This is a genomic window from Polluticoccus soli (assembly GCF_029269745.1).
Classification (GTDB): domain Bacteria; phylum Bacteroidota; class Bacteroidia; order Chitinophagales; family Chitinophagaceae; genus Polluticoccus; species Polluticoccus soli.
Window position 1 is genome coordinate 689975 of record NZ_JARJHT010000001.1, and the last position, 23321, is coordinate 713295.

Consider the following 23321-nt stretch of genomic DNA (forward strand, 5'->3'; position numbering starts at 1 on the left):
TGAATCTATATAACCGAAAATTTAATCGTTGTGCTCCATACGTTCTGAGTCCATCCAAAGGCTCTCCAGATCGTAAAATTTACGTTGTTCGTGTTGAAAAACATGTACCACCACGTTCACATAATCTATCAGCGTCCAATGGTCGCCATTCTCCACGTGAAAAGGTCTTTCGTCGCATTCTTTCTTCACGGTCTCTTCTATGAAATCGGCTATTGCCTTGATCTGGATGTGAGACTTCGCTTCGCACAAAATGAAAAAATCCGCTACCGCCTCGTCAATCTTTCTAAGATCGAGCGACACTATTTCTTCTCCTTTTTTCTCCTTTATTGCTTTGAGGATCGTTTTAAAAAGTTTGCTGTTACGCGTCAGGCGGGATGCAGGTTTTTTTCTTCCCTGTAATGCAGTTATTATTTTATCCAAATGCTATATCTCTATTTTTGTGGGTGAATTCTTATTCTAACATACAAAATTAATCAATCTTTGCCAGTTAATTTACAGGCCATTCTGGATGCCCCGATAATTCAACTTGATACTATTGACAGCACCAATAACTATGCCATGCGGCTGGTAGATGCCGATACGGCACAAGAGGGTCTGACAATAGTAGCCGCTTCGCAAACGCAGGGTAAGGGCCAAAGAGGCCATACCTGGGCGGACAACCCCGGAGAAAGCCTGCTGATGAGCCTTATTATCCGCCCGCAGCACAGTTTGGAACGGCAATTCATGTTCAGTGCTACGGTGGCGGTAGCAATTGCAAATGTTTTGCAAAAACTGGACGAAAGGTGCGACGTGCAGATCAAGTGGCCTAATGACATCATTATCAATGACAAAAAGGCAGGGGGCATTCTTATCGAAAATATAATACGCGGCAGCAGCTGGACCTATGCCGTGGTAGGCCTGGGGCTGAATGTAAACCAGCCGCTACTACCGGCAGAGCTACCCTATGCCACGTCGTTGCACCAGGCAACCGGTCGGAGGTTTGATATGGATGAGCTATTGAGTCAGCTTCGCCAGGAAATAATAACGCTTACAGCTCACCCGCAGGCAGATGAAGATATCCTTGCGCAGTACAATGATTCATTATTCCGAAAGGGCAGCTTTCAAGCCTTTGGCAAAGATGGAGACAGGTGGAAGGCTGAAATCCTATCCGTTACTCCAGACGGAAAGCTACAAGTCCGGTTGGAAGATGGCACCGGCATCGGCTATGTCCACGGGAGTGTTGAATGGATCTGGGGATAGCAGTTACAGCACAGCCCAGTTTATTAGCAGCTGCATGCCGTCCGGCGTTCCAATAGATTCAGGGTGGAACTGGATACCGGTGCATTGATGACGTTCATGTACAAACGCCATGATCGTTCCATCATCAGTTTGCGCAATTGACTGCAATCCCGTTTCATCTAACTCTTCAATAGCTAACGAGTGGTAACGCATAACCGTGAATGGAGAGGACACTCCTTGAAACAGCGGGTGTCCATTGTGAGTTACCTCGCTAGTTTTGCCATGCATTGGATGTTTGGCATGGACTAGTTTTGCACCGAAGAACATACCCAGGGCCTGGTGACCAAGGCATACCCCAAGTATTGGGATCTTGTCGTGAAAGTGGGCAATCGCATCCATGCAAATGCCAGCCTCTATAGGCGTTTCAGGGCCGGGAGAGATGATAAGACGTGAAGGATTCAGATCAATAAGCTGCTGCAGCGATAATTCGTCATTCCGATATACTACACACTCATTACCTGTCTGCAGCAGGTAGTGATGCAGTATATAGGTAAACGAATCATAGTTATCGAGCAGTATCCACATGCGCGGGTTTGTTGACTCCGGAAAAGTATTGCTGCAGATCGGCGAACAGGCTTTTGACCATTGGCCACACCGACCCTATTTTGTCAAATGTCCATGGCGCAATTGGTGCAGTGTATGAATAGGTTTTGCTATCGGCGATGGTTTCCGGAGAGATCAGGCTCATCTGTGCTGCAAGCCAAAGTAAGGCACTCCAGATGACAGCAGCCATCAAAGCATATAAAACTCCTCCTATTCCACTGTTCACCCAACCCAGCATCATAGCTCTCGCTGAAGTTTCGAGAGCTTTGGCAACCAATCGTACTCCAAACAGAATACCGACAAACAATACCACAAAACTGACGATCTGGGCCCAGCCTGAAGTGACAATATGTTTGGCTGCCAGCCATGCGGCAAATTCATGCGAGAGTTTGAGCGAACAGATAATGCCAAGGACTATGGCCAATAGAGAAAAAGCGGCTACAATGATTCCTTTCATGTAGCCGCGTATAAAGAAGATAACTACCAGCGTAATGCCAATAATGTCGATAACCATTATCCGCCCGCTAGTAACTGTTTAACGTTCTCAGAGATCGCTTTGCCGTCAGCTTTGCCGGCCAGCTTTTTAGAAGCAACCCCCATTACTTTGCCCATATCGGCAGGCGAGCTTGCACCTACTTCAGTAATAATGGCTTTCAGTTCAGCTTGCAGCTCTTCCTGCGACATTTGTTTGGGCAGGAATTTTTCGATGATGGCCAGTTCTTCGCGCTCTTTCACTGCGAGATCTTCACGGTTTTGCTGGGTGAAGATATCGAGCGAATCACGACGTTGCTTAGCCATTTTCTGCAGCATTTTTGTTTCGTCCGCTTCGGTAAGCGTATCGCTTGCACCGGCCGATGTTTTTTCGATCAGGATCGCAGATTTGATAGCGCGAAGGGTACGCAATGCAGCTTCGTCTTTAGCTTTCATCGCGTCCTTCATTTGCTCCATTACTTTTTGTTCGAGTGACATATAGTAAATGTAAAAGGTAAAATGAATTCCCGATAAGTATCGGGAGCAAAAAAAATGAAATAACCTAATTATTGCTGTTCTCTTTTTCGAGTGCGTCTGATGCTTTTTTCAGGAACGACTTCGCAAATTCTTTCAGCTCGTTCGACAGTTCTGCGTTCTTAGTTGCGCGCAGGTAAGTATCAGCCATACCGAAGAAAGTCTGGTAAAAGAAATCATTCATTTCGTCCACCATCATCTTCTTTGTCCACAGGTCGATGCGGAGAGCTGATTTCTGATCGCCGTCCCAAAGACCCAGTAATATAGCTTTCGCCTTCTGCAAGTCGTCTACGCCACCATCAGGAGCGTTCCACTCAATGGTTTCCGGCATTTTTTCCTCGTCGAGCTCTACGTTTATGTTTATCGTTGATTTCATATGGCTACCCCAAGGGGTGTTATTTGTTACTAATTCTATGAGGGCGCAATTTACCTAAAAAATCGTTCGGGGGTTAAAACGACAATGGCCACCTCGTCTGAAGTGGCCATCATCTATGAGAATTTCATATTTTATAACAATAGCGCGGAAAGCACATAGTCGGCCAGCAATATCAGGATACAACTAACAACCACGGAGGTGGTTGACGCACGGCCAATCTCGAGCGCCCCACCCTGCACATAGTAGCCATAATAAGCCGGGATGATCGAGATAATGAGCGAGAACACGAGCGCCTTAACGATTGCGAAAAACAAGTTGTATGGCAGAAAACCCTGGGTCAGGCCCTGATGAAATTGTTCCTGCGTCAGCACCTGTGAGAACATACCCGCTATATAACCGCCCCAGATAGTAACTGCGATCGACAATACGATCAGCAAAGGCACCATGATAGCCGCGGCAATAATTTTAGGCAACACCAGGTAAGATTTGGTATTAATACCCATTATCTCCAGCGCGTCAATCTGTTCGCTCACGCGCATATTACCAAGCTCAGAGGCGATCTTAGACCCAACCACGCCCGCCAACACGATACAAATTACCGTCGGTGATAACTCAAGTATAGCAGAGTCGCGTATGATCTGTGCCACCACCGGTTTAGGAACCAACGGGCTCACCAGCTGGTAGGCTGTCTGTATTGTCAGTACGGCACCCAGGAAGAAAGAGATCACTAAAACGATAGGCAGCGAACGAATTCCGATATCGTTGCATTGCTCCATGAACTCCTTCCAGTACACCTTGGTGTTCTCGGGTCTATTGATAGTGCCCGCCAGCATAATACTTATCCTGCCTAGGTGCTCAAAAAAATTGGTCAGCATATTGCCACAAATGTAAGTATTAGAACAACAAAAATCCCGCCACGGTTCAGCTCCGGCACTCCTGAATCTCAAACAGGTGTACTAAAAATAAAGAGGCCCGTACAAGTACGGACCTCTTCTATGCAATTAGACTTTAATAGTATTAAGCCATTTTCTTCAGCTCTTCGACGCGTGCTTCACGGTCTACTTCTTGTTTCAATCCACCGCTCTTGTCCATATCTACCAGGATAGGAGCAGCTACGAAGATAGAAGAGTAAGTACCGGTAACCACACCGATCAACATTGCAAAGGCGAAACCACGTGTTACTTCACCACCGAACACAAACAGGATCAGGATGGTCAGGAACACTGTCAGCGACGTCATGATCGTACGGCTCAGTGTATCATTGATAGCGCGGTTGATAACGCTCTTCTTATCCTCATTTGGCGACTTGCGGAAGTATTCACGTACGCGGTCGAATACGATAACGGTATCGTTCATCGAGAAACCGATAACGGTCAGTACCGCAGCGATAAAGTGCTGGTCGATCTCAAGGGCGAACGGCACTATACCTTTAAAGAACGAGAATACAGCCAGGGTAACGCAAACGTCGTGCAACAAGGCCACGATAGTACCAACTGAGTACTGCCATTTGCGGAAACGCAACAGGATGTAGATGAAGATAGCCAGCAGCGAGAATACGGTAGCTTTTACGGCACCTGCTTTCAGATCATCCGATATAGTAGGCAGTACTGTTTGAGAGCTCTGCAGGTATTTGCTCTGGAACACATCCATGCTAGTACCGGCAGGAATAATACCTGAGCTGGTAAGACCTTCGTGCAGCTTTGCCAATACCTGGGCTTCAACTTCCTGGCCAGGCTGGGTGATCATATAGCTGGTAGTGATGTTCACCTGGTTGTCAGTACCAATCGTTTTCACCACAGGATATTCTCCAAACGAAGGTTTCAGTTTTTCACGAACCTCTTCCACTTTATGCTCCTGGTCGAATTTAACTGTATAGCTACGGCCACCAGAGAATTCAACGCCATAATGGAAACCATTAAAGAACGAAGCGATACCCAACAGCAATACAACTACAGACAAGCCATAAGCGATCTTACGGAACTCAATAAACTTGAAGTGCGCTTTGCGGAAGATAGCATTTGAAAGACCAGTGAAATATTTGAAGTGACGACCGCGCCTCATATAGATATCTGTAACAAGACGAGATACCAGGATACCTGTGAACAGTGACAGCAGGATACCGATGATCTGCGTGGTAGCGAAGCCCAGTACAGGACCCAGGCCAAACACGAACAGGATGACCGCAGTGATCAGGATAGTGATGTGACCATCAAGTACTGGCGCGTATGAACGCTTATAACCATCGGCTACCGCTTGTTCATAGCTCTTGCCCGAAGCAAGCTCTTCTTTAATACGCTCAAAAATGATAACGTTTGTATCGACCGCCATACCAATGGTCAGTACCAGACCGGCGATACCAGGCATTGTCAGTGTAGCGTGCAGTGCAGAAAGGATACCTATCGTAAACAGCAGGTTGAGGATCAGGGCAATGTTAGCCACGATACCACCAGTGTTATAGTAAACCAGCATCAGCACGAAGATCACTACGAAAGAGATCAGCAGTGAGTTCATACCAGCTGCAATAGATTCAGCACCCAGGGTAGGACCAACCACTTGTTCTTGCACGATACGTGCAGGTGCAGGCAGTTTACCAGATTTCAGGATGTTTGCCAGGTCGGTTGCATCTTCAACAGTAAAGTTACCGCTGATAGACGTGTTACCGTTAGGGATCTCGCCGTTTACGAGCGGAGCTGAGTAAACTTTATCATCAAGCACAACAGCCACAAAACGGCCGGTATTCTCGCCAGTCATTTTCTTCCAGCTGCGTGCACCGGCAACGTCCATGCTCATAGACACTTCTGGCTTTCCGGTCAGCGGGTTGTAATCCATACGTGCGTCTGTAACGCGGTCACCTTCAAGTTTAGCGCCACCGCCCGGTGCAGTACGCAGAGCGTATAACAGGAGCGGAGCGTTGGGGTTGCGAACATCAGCTTTTTCTTCAGCACCGTAAACAAATTTTACGTTGTTCGGAAACTTGTTCTTTACTACATCCAGGCTCAGATACTCGTTCAGTTTTGCAGTATCTTGTTTACGTACCAGGCCCACAACCGGACCTTGGTTTACCTGGTTTTGATCGGTTACGTTAGGACGCCAAACAAAAAACAGTGGATTTTTCTTTTGCACCTCAGCGTTAGCTTTAGAAGCAGAGTCAGTACCACCGGCAGCAGTTGTGGCCGTCGCTGACTTATCGCCACCCATCAATGAGGTTAGGCTGGCTGTATCGCTACCGGCTTTTGCAGTTGCAGAATCAGTAGTTGTTTGAGCAACAGTAGTTCCTGTTTTCGCAGCAGTGTCTTCTATTTTAACGCCTGACAGGTAAGCAGCCAGGGCGTCGTTGGCAGGTTGCAGGGAGTTTATCAGTTCCTGGTTGCTGTAAGTTTCGTAGAATTCAAGCTTAGCTGTTGACTGAAGGTAAGTACGCACACGCTCAGGGTTACGGACACCAGCCAGCTCTACAGTGATAATACCTTTATTCTCATCGAGATTGATGTTTGGAGAAGCCACACCGAATTTATCGATACGGGTCAACAGTACGTTGTACGTACGTTTGATCGCATCGCGCCCTTCAGTATTGATCTTAGCCAGTACCTGCTCGTTGGTAGAATTCAAGGTAATGTCTTTCTCTGAAGGTTTAGTGAACAGGTAAGCCAGCTTAGCATTAGGGTTAGCCTTGGTGAAAGCTTCGCCGAAGAGCGTAACGAAGTTGGCCTGGCTATTTGCTTTTGCCTTGTCAGCATCAGCGATTGCCTTGTTCAAAACCGGATCGTTCGGATTGTTTGACATAGAACGTACCAGTTCGTCGAGGCTAACCTCGAGCGTTACGTTCATACCACCTTGCAGATCAAGGCCCAGGTTCAGCTCCTGCTCTTTAGCTTGTTGAAAAGTGTACTCTTTCAGCAGAGGCACTTTCATTACCTTTTCTCCCTGCATGCTGTCTGTCAGCCTGTCGTAGCGGGCATCAACCAGCTTTTCCAGCTCACGGCCAGTCGCGCCGGGCTGCTCAGCCTTTACTAATCGTTCTGCCTTAGCACGTGTTTTCTTCTCTACATTACGAACAATGAACGTAAATGAGAGCTGGTACAGCGAGATAAGGATAAGCGCAACGGTAAAAAATTTTACCAACCCTTTCAATTGCATAGGTGTCGTGGATTATATCTATTGAAAACTATTGAATACTCTGATAATCAGAAGTTGGCAAAAATAGGATTAAATACGAAATGACCAAGCTTCGGGCGAAGTTTACAGGATTTTTACGGTAAAAGGTTCTTTCTCAAAATCTTTTAGCATTTTTTTAATGAATGTCTTATTTTTACGAGATAACTATTCAAGATTTAATAAATCTGTAAAAGCATGATACGAAAATTTACGCTATTATTCCTGGCGTGTGTAGCATCCGTGTCACTATCCAAAGCTCAGCCGGTGTGCGGCTTTGATAAAGTGCATAAGGAGAGGATGCAAACCAACCCTGAATATGCAGCTGCTGTAAACCAGTTCAATGTCAGTGCTGCAGCCTGGTTAGCGCAGCAACAGGCCAATCCACAAGCCCTGGTTACGACTTTTGGCGGAAACAAGGCCTGGGAAATACCGGTTGTAGTACACGTTGTGCATACCGGGCAGGCTATAGGCACTCAAAAAAACCCTTCTATTGCAACCATACAAAATTTCGTCAACTATCTTTCCCAGGCTTTTACGGCCTCTTATTCAGGTCACTTACTTGAAACGAACGGTGGAACGCGCATTCCCATAGTATTTAAGCTGGCAGCACGTACCCCTAACTGTGGGCCCACCAACGGTATTGAACGTATAGACTTAAGCAGCAACAGTGCCTACAATGCTGACGGTGTTGGCTCACCTGGCCTGTCTGACGCAGCAATGAAAGCAACCGTACCCGGCTGGCCTTCAACAGAATATTATAATATCTGGATAGTAACTGAGATCGATGGCAAGGATGGCTCCAGCGGTGTATTTACCGCGGGTTATGCTTACTTTCCCCAAACTACTGCATTTGCTGTAGATGGTACAGTTGTACTCGCAGCTTCGGTTAATGTAGGCAATTCGGTGATCACTCACGAATTAGGCCATGCGTTCAACCTTTACCACGTATTTGAAGGTGGAACTACAACTACCTGCCCTCCTGCACCTGATGATTTCGTGGCCGACACCGAGCCTCAAAGGCAATCGAATTTTGACTGCCCGTCATTGCAAGTACCGGTACCAATAAACCCGTGCACTGGTGTACAGTACGGTAACGGCCCAAGAAACTTCATGGATTACTCAAACTGTAAAGATCGTTTTACACCTGGTCAACGCGTGCGCGTATGGGATGCCTTACAGAATCTAACTGCAATTGCGGGACAGCCCACAACCAGGTCATCTTTGATTTCTTCACTTGGCGCTACCCCACTAGGTGCTACCGTGGCTGCAGCATTCTGTAACCCAACTGGTAACGGTACCAACTCTAGCCAAGGCTTGCGTGCGGTAACGATCGTTAAACAAACCACTTCACAACCTGACACGCTTCTGATGAATGCCATATCGGGCAGTGTAACCGAAGATGGCAATCTCAACTATTTTGATCGTACTTGCCAGCATCGTGTTGAACTCATTGGTGGTACCACTTACCAATTCAGAGCACGTGTTGGTTTCACCAACGAAAACGTGCGCGCATGGATCGATTATAATAACAACGGCTCATTTACCGACCCCGGAGAACTTATTTATGCGCCTCCTGCCGGTAACGGCCAACGTCCTTTTGGCGTGGGTGGATTCACTGTGCCAACGACAGCTGTAAGCTGTATACCGCTGAGAATGCGTGTAGCAACAATGGCATCGCCTGCTACCCCTACAGCTTGCATTAACCTGGGCAACGGACAAGCTGAAGACTATGAAGTGATCATCCGTGGCGCTGGCGGTGGCGGCGGTATCGTTCCAGGTCTGGTAGATGTTACCCTGGCTCCTGGCATCGGTAACCCATCGTGCGATAGTACTTATATGAAGCTTATTGCAAAACCAGTTGGCTCAACACTGCCTTTGTGGTACCAATGGTTCAAGAAAACTCCGGGTGCACCTCCTACAGTTACTGCAGGACCATCAGTTGCGCCTGTTAACGATACATCTTCATGGACGTCAACTGGTGCGGGTGGTCTGTATCCTGACTGGACCTTCCGTGATAAAGACACTATCTGGGTTCGCATGGCCTTCCCTGGCAACTGCGGTGTAGACACTACCACTGACTCGTTCGTGATCTACCGTCCTGACTTTGTAGCTCCTTCAGTAGGTATTGGTATCGTAGGTGGTGTTAACCCAACCTGCGTTGATGAGGTCGTAACACTCGGCATTACCAGCCAATCAAATACAGGCGGCGCCAGCTTCCAGTGGTTCAGGAATGGTAACCCAATACCCGGTGCCAACAGTGCTACTTACAATGTGCTGAACCAAGGCAACGGAGATTCTTACTACCTGCAAGTAACATTGACACCTGTCAACTGTAATAATTTCACCACTACACTTAGCACTACTCCGATAACCATAAACCATACGACCAAAACGCCAACTGCAAGCATTGCGTTGACTGTTGGTACTAACCCGGGCTGTGCCGGCCAGGTGCTGACATATACCGCAGGCGGTACTGTACTTGGTACGAGTCCGTCTTACCAATGGCGTGTAAACAGCATTAATGTTCCAGGCGCAAACGCATCAACATTCAGCTCAACATTTAATAACGGCGATGTTGTATCGGTTGTTATTACTTCAAGCTCACTTTGCGCTGCGATACCAACGGCTACAGCAACTGCACCGGCTATCCAGCAACAGCTGAAAACTGCTGATATCACTATTACCCAGGTATCTGGCGGTAACCCAGCCTGCTCTGGTCACCCTGTAGTGTTCAGCGCTACGCCTGTTAATTCGGGTCCACCGGCACCACAGTTCCAATGGCTGATCAACAACAGCCCTGTGATCGGCGCTAACAGCCCTGTATTTAATACTACCAGCCTGCTGAATGGCGACGTGGTGAAATGCGTTTTGATCTCTACAGATCCTTGCGTTGTAAACACACTGGATACTTCTGCTCCAATTCAAATGAATGTAACGCCAAGCAAGGTTCCGAAGATCACCTTCACGATCACTAAGGGTAACAACCCAGGATGCCTGGATTCACTGGTTGAATTCACAGCAACTGTTACCGACGCTGGTACCAATCCACAGATCGAATGGCTGGTGAATGGTTTCCCGCTGAACCTGAACAATCCGGTATACAGCACTACCAACCTGCTGAACAATGACGTGGTAATTGCCCGCATCGTTCCAACAGATGGAGATTGCTACCTGCCAGACACCGGATATTCTGCACCTCTTACAATGGTACGCTCTATAACACCAAATCCACCAATCATCTCGCTACTGCACAACATGCTGGTAACTAACATCAACGGCTCGTTCGTGTGGTTTGGTCCTGGTGGACAGCTGACTGGTGGCGAAGACGGCAAATACCACCCGGGAGAACTTGGCCAGTACTATGCAGTAACCAACAACAACGGCTGCTGGTCTAAACCATCTAACATACTGACCATAACACTGATGGACATCAACGACGTGAACATGCAGGCTGCCAACATCTACCCCAACCCAACCACGGGTAAACTGACAGTTGACTGGGGTCGCCATGTGAATATGACCGTAGGCATCTACAGCACAGTAGGTCAGAAGTTGATGGAAGAAAAAGCCTCAAATGTTTCCAGCAAAGTGATCGACCTGGCTTCACTTGCCAGCGGCATGTACTTTGTAGTGGTAACTGATGAGAATGGAAGGTCTTCGACAACGAGGATCACTTTACAGAGGTAGTAGTTGATATAACAGATAACAAAAGAGAAAGGCCGCTTTTTAGCGGCCTTTTCATTTTATGCTTATAATATCAGTTACAAACTATATCTCATTTTCATACACACGCTTCACGCGCTGAGATACACCTGTCATCAATTCGTATGGGATGGTGCCAGCCCACTCCGCCAGCTGAGTGATAGGCAGTTCCGGACTGAAAACGATCACTTCATCGCCTTCGCGTGCTTCGGGAATGTGGGTAATATCCACCATGCACATATCCATACACACTACCCCAATAACTTTAGCGGGCTTACCATGTATCAGTACATGCGCTTTGCTATTGCCCAGCGAACGAGGATAGCCATCCGCATAGCCAATACTGATCGTTGCCGTACGCATTTCACTCGTTGCTACAGCTTTTCGTCCGTAGCCTACAGTATCTCCTACTGGAATATCCTTTATTTGCGCAATGATGGTTTTTAAGGTGCTTACCTGCCGCAATTGCTTCTGCATCGTTTTGCTGCTTTCGACGCCATACAAACCCAACCCTAATCTAACCATATCGTAATGCAATGCCGGGTGACGAACAATGCCTGATGAGTTGCACAAATGCAGCATTGGCTTATAAGGTAAATGATCCGTTATCTGTTTTGACATCTGATCGAAAGCTGCTGCCTGCCCTGCAGTGAATGCATCTTCAGCCGGGTCTTCGCTGGCTGCCAGGTGACTGAATATACTGGCTACTTTTACATAAGGATTCAGCTCCAGTTCTTTCACCAGCGGCTCTATGTCGTGCGCCATAAAACCAAGGCGGTGCATCCCTGTGTCCAACTTAATATGCACAGGATAACCCTGCACCTGCAGCGTTTGCGCCATAGCGGTAAAAGCCCTGAGAGATTGCGTGCTGAATATCTCTGGCTCCAGCTTCCAGGCTATCATTCGGTCGAATGAAGTTGCATCGGGACTCATGACCATGATGGGCATGGTAATACCAGCTTTACGCAAGCTGACGCCTTCATCGGTATAGGCAACCGACAAATAGTCGACACCGGAATATTGCAACAGGTTAGCTATCTCATAGCTACCGCTACCATACGAAAAGGCTTTCACCATAGCCATTGTCTTCACACCCGGTTTCAGTTTTGAGCGAAAAACGTTGAGATTATGGGTAAGCGATGAAAGGTTGATCGATAACACCGTCTGATGCACTTTCTGCTCGAGCAGCGTTGCTATTTTTTCGAAAGTAAATACCCGTGCTCCTTTCAGCAATATCGCTTCGCTGTCGAAAGTTATCAGGTGAAATTTCTTCAGAAAGTCATCTGTAGACTTAAAGAATACACTGCGTAGTTTTTTGTTCTTTTTGAACGACAACCGGTTCTTATAAAGCGAAGGACCAATGCCTATAAAGCGCTGGATATTTCGTCTGCTGATGTGTTCTGCCACCTCTTCGTACAGGTCTGCATCGGCTCGGGCAATTTGCAGCATGTCCGAAAGAATGACAGTATGCTGCCTGTGCTGCTTCTGTTGCTCCAGGTAATCAAGCGCTATCAATAACGAGGTAAGGTCTGAATTGTAAGAGTCGTTGATGATGGTGCTATCGTTAATACCCTGTCGCAACTCGAGGCGCATAGACACGGGGTGCAACGCCATCATACGCGTAGAGATAACGTCGTGCGGTATGCCCATGAGCAGCATCACACACCAGCAATGTATGGCGTTTTCTATTGAAGCCGGGTCTGTAAACGGGATGGTGATCGTAAGCTGCTCATCTTTCCATAAGGCTTCTATGTTTGCCTTGTTACCATCTTTAACGATATGCTTTATTTGCAGGTCTGCCTCCACTTTTTGCGACCATGTGAACAACGAGAGATGGTTTCCTCCCGCCCCTTTTAACTGGTGCATGAATTGCACTACGCATTCATTTAGCTCGGGGTAATCTTTACAATATACCAGCTGGCTCGCATAGCGAAACAGCATCAGCTTTTCATTGATCTTTTGCCTGGTGTTGAGAAAACCTTCGCTATGCGCTTCGCCAATATTGGTGAACACACCGATATCTGGCCGGATAATGCCACCAAGGTGTTCCATTTCACCGGGCTGAGAAATACCTGCCTCAAATATTGCCAGCTTATGCTGCGGTTTCATCAGCCACACGGAGAGCGGCACCCCTATCTGTGAATTATAGCTTTTAGGGCTGCGTACAGTATTATAGCTTTCGTTGAGCAGCTGGTAGAGCCACTCCTTTACGATCGTTTTTCCGTTGCTACCTGTAATACCAATAACCGGTATCTTGAACTGCTTGCGGCGCGCACCTACCAACTGTTGTAGCGCGACAAGCGTATCTTTTACAAGGATAAAATTAGCATCCGGGAATGGTGCTGTATCCAGCTCCACACTCACCAGGAAGTTCCTGACACCTTTCTCGTATGCGTCTTTGATGAAGCTGTGCCCATCACGGCGTGAGCTTTTTAAAGCAATAAAGAGTGCTTGTGAGGGTTGAGCAATCTTCCTGGTATCTATAACTAATTCTTCAATGGCCTTATCAGCGTTGTGCTGTAGCCATGTACCATTACTCCACTTCAAGATCTGTCCTGTATCCGTTCTTTGTTCTACTGTAACCATTACTGTAATAAAAGTTGAAATTAGCGCACAACCGGCATCGTATGTTTACCGGCCGTAAAAAATTGAGCCGCAGGTCAGCAAAGAGTTTCTATATCGAAAAAATAAATATCTTTTTTTCTTAATCGCTGTCTTTGCGTTTTAAAATTAATCTCTAATTTCGCATCTCTCTCTAACAGAGGGAGAAACGTTGAAAGGTGTGGATCTGATCTGCCGATTTCAATAGAAGTTCTGCAACATAAGCGGCATTTAGTTGCCAAAATATATTTAGCGTTTCGCTATTATCCTGATCTCAAACAACGGCCTAAAAAAATCATCAGAAGGATAAGGATGTTTCGCTTGCGATAAAGCGCAGGTGTAGTGTCTGATGAAGGGTGCATGGCCGTACCTTGAGATCTATGCTATTACCTGCGCCCCTTTTTTTCCTCGCATTGTATTTTACCCGCATATTGTGTCCCGTTGCTACTTTCATGGAAGATATTGGCATTTATTTCATTATAAATAATTGGCAATAAAATAGGCCCGACAGCTCAACTATTTTATCCACACCAACTCAGCTGTTTTTATTATTTCTTAGATTGCATGTGTTGATACCTCCTGCCTTGGAGGCGAAATTTTACCGGATATGAGAGAACAATCGCTAACCTATGCGGAAGCAAAAGCCCTTTGCGCCAACTACCAACACCTGGTAGGCCATGCCCTCACCACTGAGCCTACTGATTTCAGCATTATTGAGTGTGTAACCATTGCGCCATGCGATGACGTAAACAAATGGATAGTCGCACATCACTTTATGGAAAGCGGATACCCGAATGCGAATTCGGATGTAAACCATCACCCATTTTACGATGTGATCCTGCTGGCACGCTATAGGTCAGACAATAGTATCCTATACATTGACCTGGACAGTTACCTGCAGCAGAAATCCAACCTGGACATGACGATCGAAGCCTAGCGAAAACTAGTGTACTGGAATTTTCACAGAGCCACCGGGTAGTGTATCTGCAGCTGTAGCGGGTTGCTGATCGGCCATGTAAAATTCAAACGACCTTCTGAACATCTTATCGAAGGTGGCACGCTGGATAATGGCAGTGTCTTTCTGATTGTTGAAAACAGCATAGAACCTGTCTGCATCAAAGCCCTCAGGGATATCCGGATCCTGCACATCCAGGTTCTTGCTTCGTTTGCCAAGTGGTTTCCAGTAAATATCTACCAGCTGTTTTTTACCATCTTTTGTAACCAGTTCCACCGTGCACCTTTTTTTCGCCGCTGCGATCATAGTATCAAGCCCGGGAAGACCATTCAGATATCCTTCGAGATTGATGTTCTGGAAATAACCTGCATACACTGTTGCCCTACGCTCATTAAATGTTCCTGTTTGAGCCAGCGCCGGGTCGATCTTCACCTCAAATTTTTCCTTACCAACACTATTCAGTACGAAGCTATTCAATGGCTCAGAAGGATAGGTGACTGAGACAGATTGGATATTTTCAGGCGCGGCGTTAAATACTGTACGATCTCTCCAGTCGGCTACTTTCGTGCTATAGCGTGGACTCAAGTATCCTTCAAAGCCGGGTATCTGTACCACGTAAGGTTTCGAAGCGCCTTCCATCAGCATATAGCTACCTGCATTCTCTCCTACCTGGCCACCTACGTAAAACACCTGCATAGGATCTCCCTTTTTGTTGTACAACTCAACTTTGATCGCTTTAGCTGCCATGTTTTTGATCACCGAGTTGTGCATATTCTCAGGCACAGGGTACATTGCTTCCTGGGTAGCCATTGTTTTCATCAACACACCAAGAGATGAGGGTAACACAGGATACTTATTGTCCAGCATCCATCCCTGTTCCTTCCGCTCCAATGTTACCGCGTTGCCCATTTTATCGGCCAGGTAAATGCGATAGACAGCATTTGTGTCCTTAACAGTAAAATCTGCTTCGTTGACACCGAACACATTTTTATCGCTAAAAAGGAAATACCAAACACCCGCACCAAGTACAGCCAACAGCACTATATAGACAATGTTTTTTTTCATTCTCCCTGTTTATTTCTTAAGCTTTCTTTTCATAACGACGCTTCCTGAAGAACAGGTAGGCCGACGCAAATATCAATACAAGTGCAATAGGCAATCCAATGTTAAGGGCCTGCCACGTATTCTTTTCATCCCGTACACGACCACCATCCAACAGACGCAGACGTGTGTCTTTCGAACGTGCCTCCAGCAGACCAGCATTGTCGGTGAGGTATTCGAGACAGTTCAGTATAAATGCCTTGTTTGAGTAAAGACTCTTAGTGAATCTCCAGTATCCCATTTCCATAGGGCCCATCGATTCTGTAAAATCATTCAGCAACATATCACCATCAGCGATCACGATCATCTTGCTTGCGCTGTCTGCTTCCGGTTTGAACGGACGCTTGATCGAATCACGAAGTATCTGCAGGAATTGGGGTGTAAGCTGGTTTTGGAAAACAGATTTGAATTTACCCTCCAGCAACACAGCTACCGGCTGAGATGGCTGTTTGAACATTTCGGGACGTGGGGCGAATTGCACCATGGCAAGACTCACGCGTGCCGGAGCCTGCGATACCCTGCTATATTTTGACGATGTCAACAGTATAGTCTTTTTGATCTCCGGGTTAGCGATAGTATCTATTGTGCTAACAAAGCGGCCAAATACTTCGCCCATGTTGTTGACGATAGGATGCCTTGACTCGGGGGTAAATAATGGGAAATATATCCACGGGCGTAACTCGATCTGCGGATTGTTATTTACGACACCAACGGTAACTGGTATCTCCAGGCATTGCATGTCTTCAACCAGGGTTGGATTTACGCGCACACCGTATTTAAACAGCTGATCGTCCAGGTTCAGGCCATAGTCCATAGCCAGGAACTCAGGAGATTTCACATCACCTCCTTTATGGAACTGCATGCTGTCCATTGTAGCATTGAGCGACTCAACAGCCCACAGCACACGCCCCCCATTCATTACATACTGGTCGATCTTAAACTTATCCCTGTCGTCGATACGCTGTGTGGGTTTGTTGATGATAACGGCTTTATAAACAGGTGAGATGTACAAGCTGTTGACGAGGTCAATAGTATCTACTGTATAAATACCGGCAAGTGTTGTCAGCAGATCGTAAGTGTGAGCACCCAGCGCTTCGCCATGCCCCATGATATATGCGATCTCAGGTTTGGCAGGCGATGATAATTTATTAATGGCACCGGCAAACTTGTACTCAAGCATAGACTCTGAATAGTTCAGTATCTCGAGCGGAGTGAGGCCGATCTTATTATCGAGCAAACGCACCGCCATTTCGCGGTTGTTGTATTGTACCAGCGCATACGGGAAGATCACTTTTTGCGAACTGCCGTCTTCAGCGTCTTTCACGTTCAGCTCTACAGGCATTATCCCTTTAGTCACAAGCTGCTGGTATATCGCTTTCTTTTCCATTTCAGACTTACCTTCAAAAGGATCGATAAAACGGAAGACGATCTTAGAGCCAGCATATTCTCGGAAGGATTGCAGGCGCTCGCGTGTTGCTTCGCTCAGGCGCTGAAAGCCTGCGGGGAAATTACCCTTCAGGTAAACGTTCACCACTGCTACATCGTCCATATTGCGCAGCAGGTTTTTGGTAGCAGTCGAAAGCGTAAAGCGTTTCTCACGCGTCAGGTCGAGCCCATAGTGAAACCTTGCCGCCAGCATGTTGATGCAAACTAGTATAGCTACCAGTATCAGCAGGCGGAAAGCAGCCTGCCTTTGCTGACTTTTTCTTTTAGGTTGTGTGTTAGTTGCCATGAATAACTATCAATCTTGCGTTGCCGTATCCCATGTACGGCGGTTCAGTGACAGGCGGGTAAGTGAAACAAACAATACGATAACCGACAAAAAGTAAATGACATCCCTGCTGTCGATCAAACCGCGGCTGATAGAGCCATAATGGAATGACATACCGATCATGCTCAGGTAATAGTCGATGCCTTCAGCAAACGAGGGTATTTTACTCAGCGACTCAAAACCGTTGTATAACAGGTAGCAGGCAAAAAGACCGATAAGGAAACCTACGATCTGGTTGTTGGTGATCGATGAGCAAAAAACGCCGATCGCGGTAAACCCACCAGCAAGGAACAGGAGACCTATGTAAGAGCCTATGATGCTACCAGTGTCGAGGTTGTTCTCGATCAGCGACAGGTTATCTACTGTGTACACGTAAACCAGTGTAGGAATTAATGCGAATACCACCAGTGCCAGCGATGCAAAGTACTTGCCCAGGATGATGTCCATATCGCTCAGCGGTTTGGTTGACAGCCACTCGATAGTACCGCTGCGAAACTCATCTGCGAACGAGCGCATCGTAACGGCCGGGATGAGCAGCATCAGGAACCATGGCGCCAGTTCAAAAAAACGGTCGAGGTTGGCATACCCATAATCCAATATGCTTGAATCGGGTATCACCCATAGAAATAAGCCGCAGGCTACCAGGAAAACCAGTACCGCCACATAGCCAACTATTGAACTGAAAAAAGAATTGATCTCTTTGATGAAAACACTGCGCATTATTTGCCGTTTCCTGTTTTAAGGTGGGCAAATATAGCAAAATGACAGCGGTTTACCTGTCATGATAATGTGTTAAACCTTTGAGGATAAGAAGTTGCCTAATGCTCTTCTTTATTGATCTTGAGGAGAACTGCGGCGCCACATGTCAGGGCGCAAAGCATAGGCGCTATTTCCACCCCTCTTATCCAGCGTATTACCAGGCCTACCGCGGCGCCAATAGCCATGTTTACCAGCAGGCGGCGGATATGATTGATATTTCGTTTCTGTGATATGCTTCGCAACATAAGGATATAGCTGAGCAGTCAAACAATGGGATACTTGAAAAAAGTACCTATCTAAGATAACAATATTCGGAAATAAAATCAATTCAGCTTTTTCAGTTTCCGGAATTTCACAGAAAAATATTTTGGTTTAAATTATAAACTAGTTTACATTTACATTTATAAACATTTAAATCTATGGATAACAAACAGCAATTAGCCCTGATATCTGAAATGATATCGACTGCCCGCAAAGAGTTTAACCATAACGGCAATATATACCTGCTGTGGGGGTGGCTGGTCTGTGTAGCGGCCATTGGCCAGTATATATTGCTCAGGATGAATAGTGAATACAATGCACTGCCCTGGAGCTTAATGTTCTTTGGCGCAGTTGGCCAAATGATACTGATGTACCGCGACAGGAACCGCCAGAGCACAAAAACGCATGTTGGCAGGGTGATCGGGAACGCATGGGCTGCTTTTGGCATCTCGCTGGGACTAACGCTATTTATGCAGGGTAAACTGCAGCTGAATACTTTTCCTATCGTGATGATGCTGTATGCTATTCCTCTTTTCATTTCCGGTGCTGCGCTCGAGGCAAATGCGCTTAAATATGGAGCGATAGCTTGCTGGTGCTGTGCACTGGTTGCCTTTTTTGTGGGCTTTGAGGAGCAGTTATTACTTTTGGCCGCCGCTGTTATTATGGGCTATATCATACCGGGATATATTTTGAACGCACGTTATAAGACAGAACACCTGGCAGGAAATAATGTTTAAGGAACTAGACCCCATACTACACTCGCAGCTCAGGCTGGCAGTCGTTTCATTGCTCGTATCGCTTGAAGAAGCTGAATTCAAGTTTCTGAAAGATAAAACAGGAGCAACGGCCGGTAATCTGAGCGCCCAATTGGAAAAACTGAAGCAGGCCGGGTATGTGGAAATAAACAAGTCGTTTCGCAACAACTACCCCCTCACCACCTGCAAGATCAGTAAAAAAGGCATCCAGGCATTTGAGGCTTATGTCAACGCACTGAAAGGGTATATAGAGCCGGAAGAAAAGAGCCAACAATAAGTTTTCAATATCCCAATAAGAAGAAAGGCACAGGATGATCCTGTGCCTTTCTTCTTATTTTTTACCCTAATGGGATATTAACCAACCATATCTTTCTTTTTCTCTGCAGCAAAGGTCTCTGCATCGCGCTCCAGCCTGTTCACGCCCATAATGGCATCGGGCAAAGCCTTGTTCAGCCTGATGATGTGCAGCTTATCGAACAGCAGGATGAACGGATAAACCGGATCGATCTCATGCCAGCGCGAGCCGAAGTTAGCGCGAGAAGCATGTTTGTGGTGGTTGTTATGGTAACCTTCACCCAGCATGATCAGGTCAATAGGGAACAGGTTTTCCGAAGTATTCTTCATTTCGTAGTTCTCGTAACCATATTTATGCGCATACCAGTTAATGACAGCACCGTGTACAGGGCTCATGAATACGTGGATGGGGATCAGCAGATACATCCATGGCGAGGTAGCGAAAGTGACATAGAACCAAATGTAAACGCCCATCCAGAAAATGCGTGACGCCCATGAGTGGCCTACCCTATCCATGAATTTCCAATCCGGAACATTCTTCTTATAGTTCTCCTCTATCGGCATTGATCCATCGTAAACCGCGGCATAATAACGCCAGGTTTTCAGCATCATGTCCATAAGGTTTTTTGAGAACTGGGGAGAATGCGGATCTTTATCGGTGTCAGCATATGCATGGTGCAGGCGGTGCATCAACGCATAAGCACGGGGGCTCAGGTAAGAGCTACCCTGCATGATCCATGTAATGACATAGAAGAAACGCTCCCATCCCTTGCTCATACGGAAAGCCGCATGCGCCGCATAGCGGTGCTGGAAAAAAGTCTGGAAAAACAGGGAGAAATAATGATGCCCCAGGAAAAATAAAAGAACCGCCATTCAGATAATTTAAATCAATAATATCGTCCAATCGGCACCCTGCCTCCCGGAGCGGGGGCAAAGATACAGAAACCCAGCCTCAAAAAGCCAGCGGCGGAGGGATGATATTGGTCAACAGCCGTTAATAATATCGAAAATCCGGGGCAACGCTGGTTGCCAACACATTAAAAGAAATAGTCTCACAATACCCGAGCTCTCTTTTGCAGCCAGCGGACGTCTTTCTATTAAACTCCGTTGCGTCGCACTCTTCAGCGCCAGGAAACAATCCGCCCCACCCACCAAAACGTCATTGCGAGAGAGTATCTGCGAAGGCAGATACGCCCGAAGCAATCTCGCCACGCGTTAAGCATCGGCATTCGTAGTTGAACTGCACCTGGGGTCGAGCAATGAGGCAAAGCTCATGTTATCGCGAGATTGCTTCGTTCCTCGCAATGACGCGAGTATATGTATAGTGCGTTATTCCTTCTCCACCTTCACCACACTCCTGCTACCATCTGCACCCAAAAGCTGCAGCACGTAATGTCCCGGAGCCAGCTGCGAGATATTGATCACGTCTTTAACAGTAGTCATAACACCGCTGTACACTTCCTGCCCCAGCACATTCAGTATCGATACCTGCATGCCTGCTGCACCTTCTATTGTCAGTTCATTGGCAGCAGGGTTAGGATATACCCGATAGAATGAGTTACCAGCTATGTCATTGACACCCGTCTTTATATGGACAGCAATCTTATTGCTTTCGTCATTGGCGGGATTAGCACACCACGCACTGCTGATAATAGCGCAACTGATCTCGTCATTATCTGCAAGGTTGTTGGCGCTCCAAGTGTTGCTAGTGGCACCAATGATATCGCTACCATTGCGCTTCCACTGATATTTTGGATCGCTGCCTGTGTTGCCGCCCGGCGTAGCGGTGAACGTCACCGTCTGCCAGGGACTTAACAGGTTGCCGGGATTTGCAGCGATGCTGATACCAGGCGCCGCCGCCGGTGGCAACACCGTCAGGCCTATCTTTGGGCTGTACAGCACCAACGGGTCTGTACAAACGCCGAGGGCTGTCATGCGGCAATAGAACGTATCGCCCTGTGCAACGCCACTGGCCGCGTAGCTCGGAGATGTTGCGCCGCTTATCGGGTTGCCGTTTTTGAACCATTGCAGTTGAGGGCTGCCGCCACCGTTGAAGGGAACAGCAACAAGCGTAGCAAATGGGTTCATCTGGCAGATTGTATCGTTGGGACTGGGATATGCGCCTATGCTCGATACATTATTTACAGCTACCGTAGCGCTGCCTGATGCGGAGGTGCAGCCGTTTAAGCTAGCAGTTACAGTATATGTGCCAGCTGCATTCAGGCCGGCAGGACTGACGCTAGGGTTTTGTGTGGTTGAAGAAAAACCATTTGGCCCGTTCCAATTATAACTAACACCACCTGTTGCGCTGTTGGCGCTGAGGTTAAGCGCACCACCCGCACAAACGGGACTGTTGCTGCCTGCTGTTGGCGTGGCAGGGGTTGGTTTTATGGTTACACTGGTTGTGCCCGCAGTCGAAGTACACCCATTGAGCGTAGCAGTTACACTGTATATGCCACCATGGCCGGAGTTTACACCCAACACGAAAGGATTTTGAAGACTGCTGGTGAATGATGCCGGTCCGGACCAGCTATAGCCAACACCACCAGTTGCACTGTTGCCGGTCAGCCCCAGGCTATCGCCCGGACATAGCGGCCCATTGTTAGCGGTGGTCGGTGTGGCAGGCATAGGCTTCACAGTTGCCGTTACCGTGTCTTTCCTGCTGCAGCTGCCTATGCTGGCCGTTACTATATAGTCGCCACTGTGGCTGGTTTGTGCGTTAATAATGCCGGGAGTTTGTCCTGTGGCAGTGTAACTGTTAGGGCCAATCCAATTGTAGCTCACGCCCGTCCCGGCATTAGTACTACCTAGATTAAGCGTACTGCCTGCACACGGAGTGTTGGCTGTAGCAACGGGTATTGCCGAAGGGCTAGCTAATATGTGTATGGCCGTATCGTTAGGATCAGATATACGCACAGGATTGCTGCCCATTATACGAACGCGGTAGCCGCTACCAGGCGGCAAATTTTGCGGCAGTTTGCAGCCGATAGTGCCCGGCACGCCTGATGTCAGCATGCCTATACTCGTAGGACTTGTGAAGCTGCCTGAAGCGTCAGACAACTGAACAGTAAATACATTGCCGGTATTAAAAGGGGCGTAGACCCGGTAAGGTAGGTATAAGCTGTCCCCTGGGCATTTTAGAGTATCCAGCAAGGGCTGGTAAAAAAACGTGCCTGTATCAGCAAAATACATATTGTATTGAAATCCATTACCATTAATAGGTACATGCGCAACTTCTAACGAGTTGATAGGAGAAGAGGAGCTGATGTCTATCTGAATTGTAGTACTGCCAATGGATGGCTGGATAGCCTGAAGTTTTCCATTTACAACTACCGGAGTATAGTTTAACTGAACCCCGCATGAATTGGGAACAGTTGTAACTTCTTGAGATGAAAGTGGGTAGAAGATATTATTCAGATAAAATGAAGCCACGTCCACAGTATTAGCAGAATCGTCCATTCCTGTCACATGAAACCGTGTGTAATAAACAGGCGTAGAAAAACTATAGTTAAAACTGGAGCCGCCATGAAGCCTGTATTTGACACCAAGACATGCCGCTGGAAACCCAGGTAACCCTCCGTTGGGAGTTATTGTCACCGTTTTTCCGCCAATCGTTTGACTGCCTGAAGTAGCTGTCAGCTGATACAGTATCAACTGTGCATCGCAAGCGACGCTCCAGAATAGAATGCTGATAAGGGCGGTGATGTGTTTCATCGTTTAAGGTGGTTTTAATAAAAATAATAAGTTCATCTTAAAAACAAAAAA

Annotated in this window: 19 protein-coding genes; 5 read left to right on the top strand and 14 right to left on the bottom strand. The window is 47.1% G+C overall.

What is annotated here, in order from left to right; translation table 11 throughout:
• Nucleotides 1-21: 21 nt before the first annotated feature.
• Nucleotides 22-420 carry a ribosome silencing factor gene (gene rsfS / locus P2W83_RS03255; RefSeq protein ID WP_276132257.1) on the bottom strand — a complete coding sequence of 133 codons (399 nt, stop codon included), beginning with the start codon at nt 418-420 and terminating at the stop codon, nt 22-24.
• Nucleotides 421-480: 60 nt separating this feature from the next.
• Here rsfS and P2W83_RS03260 point away from each other — a divergent pair, with 60 nt between their 5' ends.
• Nucleotides 481-1239, top strand: a complete 759-nt coding sequence (locus tag P2W83_RS03260) for a biotin--[acetyl-CoA-carboxylase] ligase (RefSeq protein WP_276132258.1) — start codon at nt 481-483, stop codon at nt 1237-1239.
• Between the two features lie 3 nt (nt 1240-1242).
• Here the strand turns inward: P2W83_RS03260 and P2W83_RS03265 are convergent, their stop codons facing one another.
• The 6 genes from P2W83_RS03265 to secDF form a co-directional block, all read right to left on the bottom strand.
• Nucleotides 1243-1803: an anthranilate synthase component II gene (locus tag P2W83_RS03265; RefSeq protein ID WP_276132259.1), complete on the bottom strand. Its 561-nt coding sequence runs from the start codon at nt 1801-1803 to the stop codon at nt 1243-1245.
• On the bottom strand, nt 1784-2335 hold the full coding sequence (locus tag P2W83_RS03270; RefSeq protein WP_276132260.1) for a CvpA family protein: 552 nt from the start codon (nt 2333-2335) through the stop codon (nt 1784-1786). Before P2W83_RS03270 ends, P2W83_RS03265 begins: the two co-directional genes overlap by 20 nt.
• Nucleotides 2335-2790 (bottom strand): GatB/YqeY domain-containing protein, encoded by a 456-nt coding sequence (locus tag P2W83_RS03275; protein WP_276132261.1) that lies wholly within the window; start codon nt 2788-2790, stop codon nt 2335-2337. Before P2W83_RS03275 ends, P2W83_RS03270 begins: the two co-directional genes overlap by 1 nt.
• A 64-nt stretch (nt 2791-2854) precedes the next feature.
• Nucleotides 2855-3202 carry a gliding motility protein GldC gene (gene gldC, locus P2W83_RS03280; RefSeq protein ID WP_276132262.1) on the bottom strand — a complete coding sequence of 116 codons (348 nt, stop codon included), beginning with the start codon at nt 3200-3202 and terminating at the stop codon, nt 2855-2857.
• Between the two features lie 131 nt (nt 3203-3333).
• A complete protein-coding gene (locus P2W83_RS03285; protein WP_276132263.1) occupies nt 3334-4077 on the bottom strand; it encodes an MlaE family ABC transporter permease in 744 nt (247 codons plus the stop codon).
• 142 nt (nt 4078-4219) lie between these two features.
• Nucleotides 4220-7339, bottom strand: a complete 3120-nt coding sequence (gene secDF, locus P2W83_RS03290; protein ID WP_276132264.1) for a protein translocase subunit SecDF — start codon at nt 7337-7339, stop codon at nt 4220-4222.
• 213 nt (nt 7340-7552) lie between these two features.
• Here secDF and P2W83_RS03295 point away from each other — a divergent pair, with 213 nt between their 5' ends.
• Nucleotides 7553-11044: a zinc-dependent metalloprotease gene (locus P2W83_RS03295; protein ID WP_276132265.1), complete on the top strand. Its 3492-nt coding sequence runs from the start codon at nt 7553-7555 to the stop codon at nt 11042-11044.
• A gap of 81 nt (nt 11045-11125) precedes the next feature.
• Here P2W83_RS03295 and P2W83_RS03300 read toward each other — a convergent pair whose 3' ends face one another.
• On the bottom strand, nt 11126-13645 hold the full coding sequence (locus P2W83_RS03300; RefSeq protein ID WP_276132266.1) for a bifunctional UDP-N-acetylmuramoyl-tripeptide:D-alanyl-D-alanine ligase/alanine racemase: 2520 nt from the start codon (nt 13643-13645) through the stop codon (nt 11126-11128).
• Between the two features lie 622 nt (nt 13646-14267).
• Between P2W83_RS03300 and P2W83_RS03305 the strand changes: the two genes are divergently transcribed.
• A complete protein-coding gene (locus P2W83_RS03305; RefSeq protein ID WP_276132267.1) occupies nt 14268-14597 on the top strand; it encodes a hypothetical protein in 330 nt (109 codons plus the stop codon).
• Nucleotides 14598-14603: 6 nt separating this feature from the next.
• Here P2W83_RS03305 and P2W83_RS03310 read toward each other — a convergent pair whose 3' ends face one another.
• From P2W83_RS03310 to P2W83_RS03325, 4 genes are all read right to left on the bottom strand, one after another.
• Nucleotides 14604-15680, bottom strand: a complete 1077-nt coding sequence (locus tag P2W83_RS03310; RefSeq protein ID WP_276132268.1) for a DUF4340 domain-containing protein — start codon at nt 15678-15680, stop codon at nt 14604-14606.
• 16 nt (nt 15681-15696) lie between these two features.
• Nucleotides 15697-17448 (bottom strand): gliding motility-associated ABC transporter substrate-binding protein GldG, encoded by a 1752-nt coding sequence (gldG, locus tag P2W83_RS03315; protein ID WP_276132269.1) that lies wholly within the window; start codon nt 17446-17448, stop codon nt 15697-15699.
• Between the two features lie 9 nt (nt 17449-17457).
• Nucleotides 17458-18207, bottom strand: a complete 750-nt coding sequence (gene gldF, locus P2W83_RS03320; RefSeq protein ID WP_276132270.1) for a gliding motility-associated ABC transporter permease subunit GldF — start codon at nt 18205-18207, stop codon at nt 17458-17460.
• Between the two features lie 98 nt (nt 18208-18305).
• Entirely contained in the window at nt 18306-18491 is a 186-nt protein-coding gene (locus P2W83_RS03325; protein ID WP_276132271.1) for a hypothetical protein, read from the bottom strand.
• 174 nt (nt 18492-18665) lie between these two features.
• On the opposite strand from P2W83_RS03325, the gene P2W83_RS03330 reads away from it, so the two are divergent.
• Both P2W83_RS03330 and P2W83_RS03335 read left to right on the top strand, forming a co-directional pair.
• Complete coding sequence (locus tag P2W83_RS03330) at nt 18666-19244, top strand: hypothetical protein (RefSeq protein WP_276132272.1); 579 nt, start codon at nt 18666-18668, stop codon at nt 19242-19244.
• Complete coding sequence (locus tag P2W83_RS03335) at nt 19237-19539, top strand: winged helix-turn-helix domain-containing protein (protein WP_276132273.1); 303 nt, start codon at nt 19237-19239, stop codon at nt 19537-19539. Before P2W83_RS03330 ends, P2W83_RS03335 begins: the two co-directional genes overlap by 8 nt.
• 77 nt (nt 19540-19616) lie before the next feature.
• Here the strand turns inward: P2W83_RS03335 and P2W83_RS03340 are convergent, their stop codons facing one another.
• The gene (locus P2W83_RS03340) at nt 19617-20429 is read right to left on the bottom strand and encodes an acyl-CoA desaturase (protein WP_276132274.1); all 813 of its coding nucleotides are present in this window, start codon (nt 20427-20429) and stop codon (nt 19617-19619) included.
• A gap of 456 nt (nt 20430-20885) precedes the next feature.
• Complete coding sequence (locus P2W83_RS03345) at nt 20886-23270, bottom strand: Ig-like domain-containing protein (protein WP_276132275.1); 2385 nt, start codon at nt 23268-23270, stop codon at nt 20886-20888.
• Nucleotides 23271-23321: the final 51 nt, after the last annotated feature.

Bases quoted from the DNA above. Each gene is read 5' to 3' on its own strand.
- P2W83_RS03270 (WP_276132260.1), bottom strand. From the start codon at position 2,335: ATGGTTATCGACATTATTGGCATTACGCTGGTAGTTATCTTCTTTATA.
- P2W83_RS03305 (WP_276132267.1), top strand. From the start codon at position 14,268: ATGAGAGAACAATCGCTAACCTATGCGGAAGCAAAAGCCCTTTGCGCC.
- gldG (WP_276132269.1), bottom strand. From the start codon at position 17,448: ATGGCAACTAACACACAACCTAAAAGAAAAAGTCAGCAAAGGCAGGCT.
- P2W83_RS03310 (WP_276132268.1), bottom strand. From the start codon at position 15,680: ATGAAAAAAAACATTGTCTATATAGTGCTGTTGGCTGTACTTGGTGCG.
- secDF (WP_276132264.1), bottom strand. From the start codon at position 7,339: ATGCAATTGAAAGGGTTGGTAAAATTTTTTACCGTTGCGCTTATCCTT.
- P2W83_RS03340 (WP_276132274.1), bottom strand. From the start codon at position 20,429: ATGGCGGTTCTTTTATTTTTCCTGGGGCATCATTATTTCTCCCTGTTT.
- P2W83_RS03275 (WP_276132261.1), bottom strand. From the start codon at position 2,790: ATGTCACTCGAACAAAAAGTAATGGAGCAAATGAAGGACGCGATGAAA.
- P2W83_RS03345 (WP_276132275.1), bottom strand. From the start codon at position 23,270: ATGAAACACATCACCGCCCTTATCAGCATTCTATTCTGGAGCGTCGCT.
- gldC (WP_276132262.1), bottom strand. From the start codon at position 3,202: ATGAAATCAACGATAAACATAAACGTAGAGCTCGACGAGGAAAAAATG.
- P2W83_RS03295 (WP_276132265.1), top strand. From the start codon at position 7,553: ATGATACGAAAATTTACGCTATTATTCCTGGCGTGTGTAGCATCCGTG.
- P2W83_RS03300 (WP_276132266.1), bottom strand. From the start codon at position 13,645: ATGGTTACAGTAGAACAAAGAACGGATACAGGACAGATCTTGAAGTGG.
- P2W83_RS03330 (WP_276132272.1), top strand. From the start codon at position 18,666: ATGGATAACAAACAGCAATTAGCCCTGATATCTGAAATGATATCGACT.
- P2W83_RS03285 (WP_276132263.1), bottom strand. From the start codon at position 4,077: ATGCTGACCAATTTTTTTGAGCACCTAGGCAGGATAAGTATTATGCTG.
- P2W83_RS03265 (WP_276132259.1), bottom strand. From the start codon at position 1,803: ATGTGGATACTGCTCGATAACTATGATTCGTTTACCTATATACTGCAT.
- P2W83_RS03325 (WP_276132271.1), bottom strand. From the start codon at position 18,491: ATGTTGCGAAGCATATCACAGAAACGAAATATCAATCATATCCGCCGC.
- P2W83_RS03335 (WP_276132273.1), top strand. From the start codon at position 19,237: ATGTTTAAGGAACTAGACCCCATACTACACTCGCAGCTCAGGCTGGCA.
- gldF (WP_276132270.1), bottom strand. From the start codon at position 18,207: ATGCGCAGTGTTTTCATCAAAGAGATCAATTCTTTTTTCAGTTCAATA.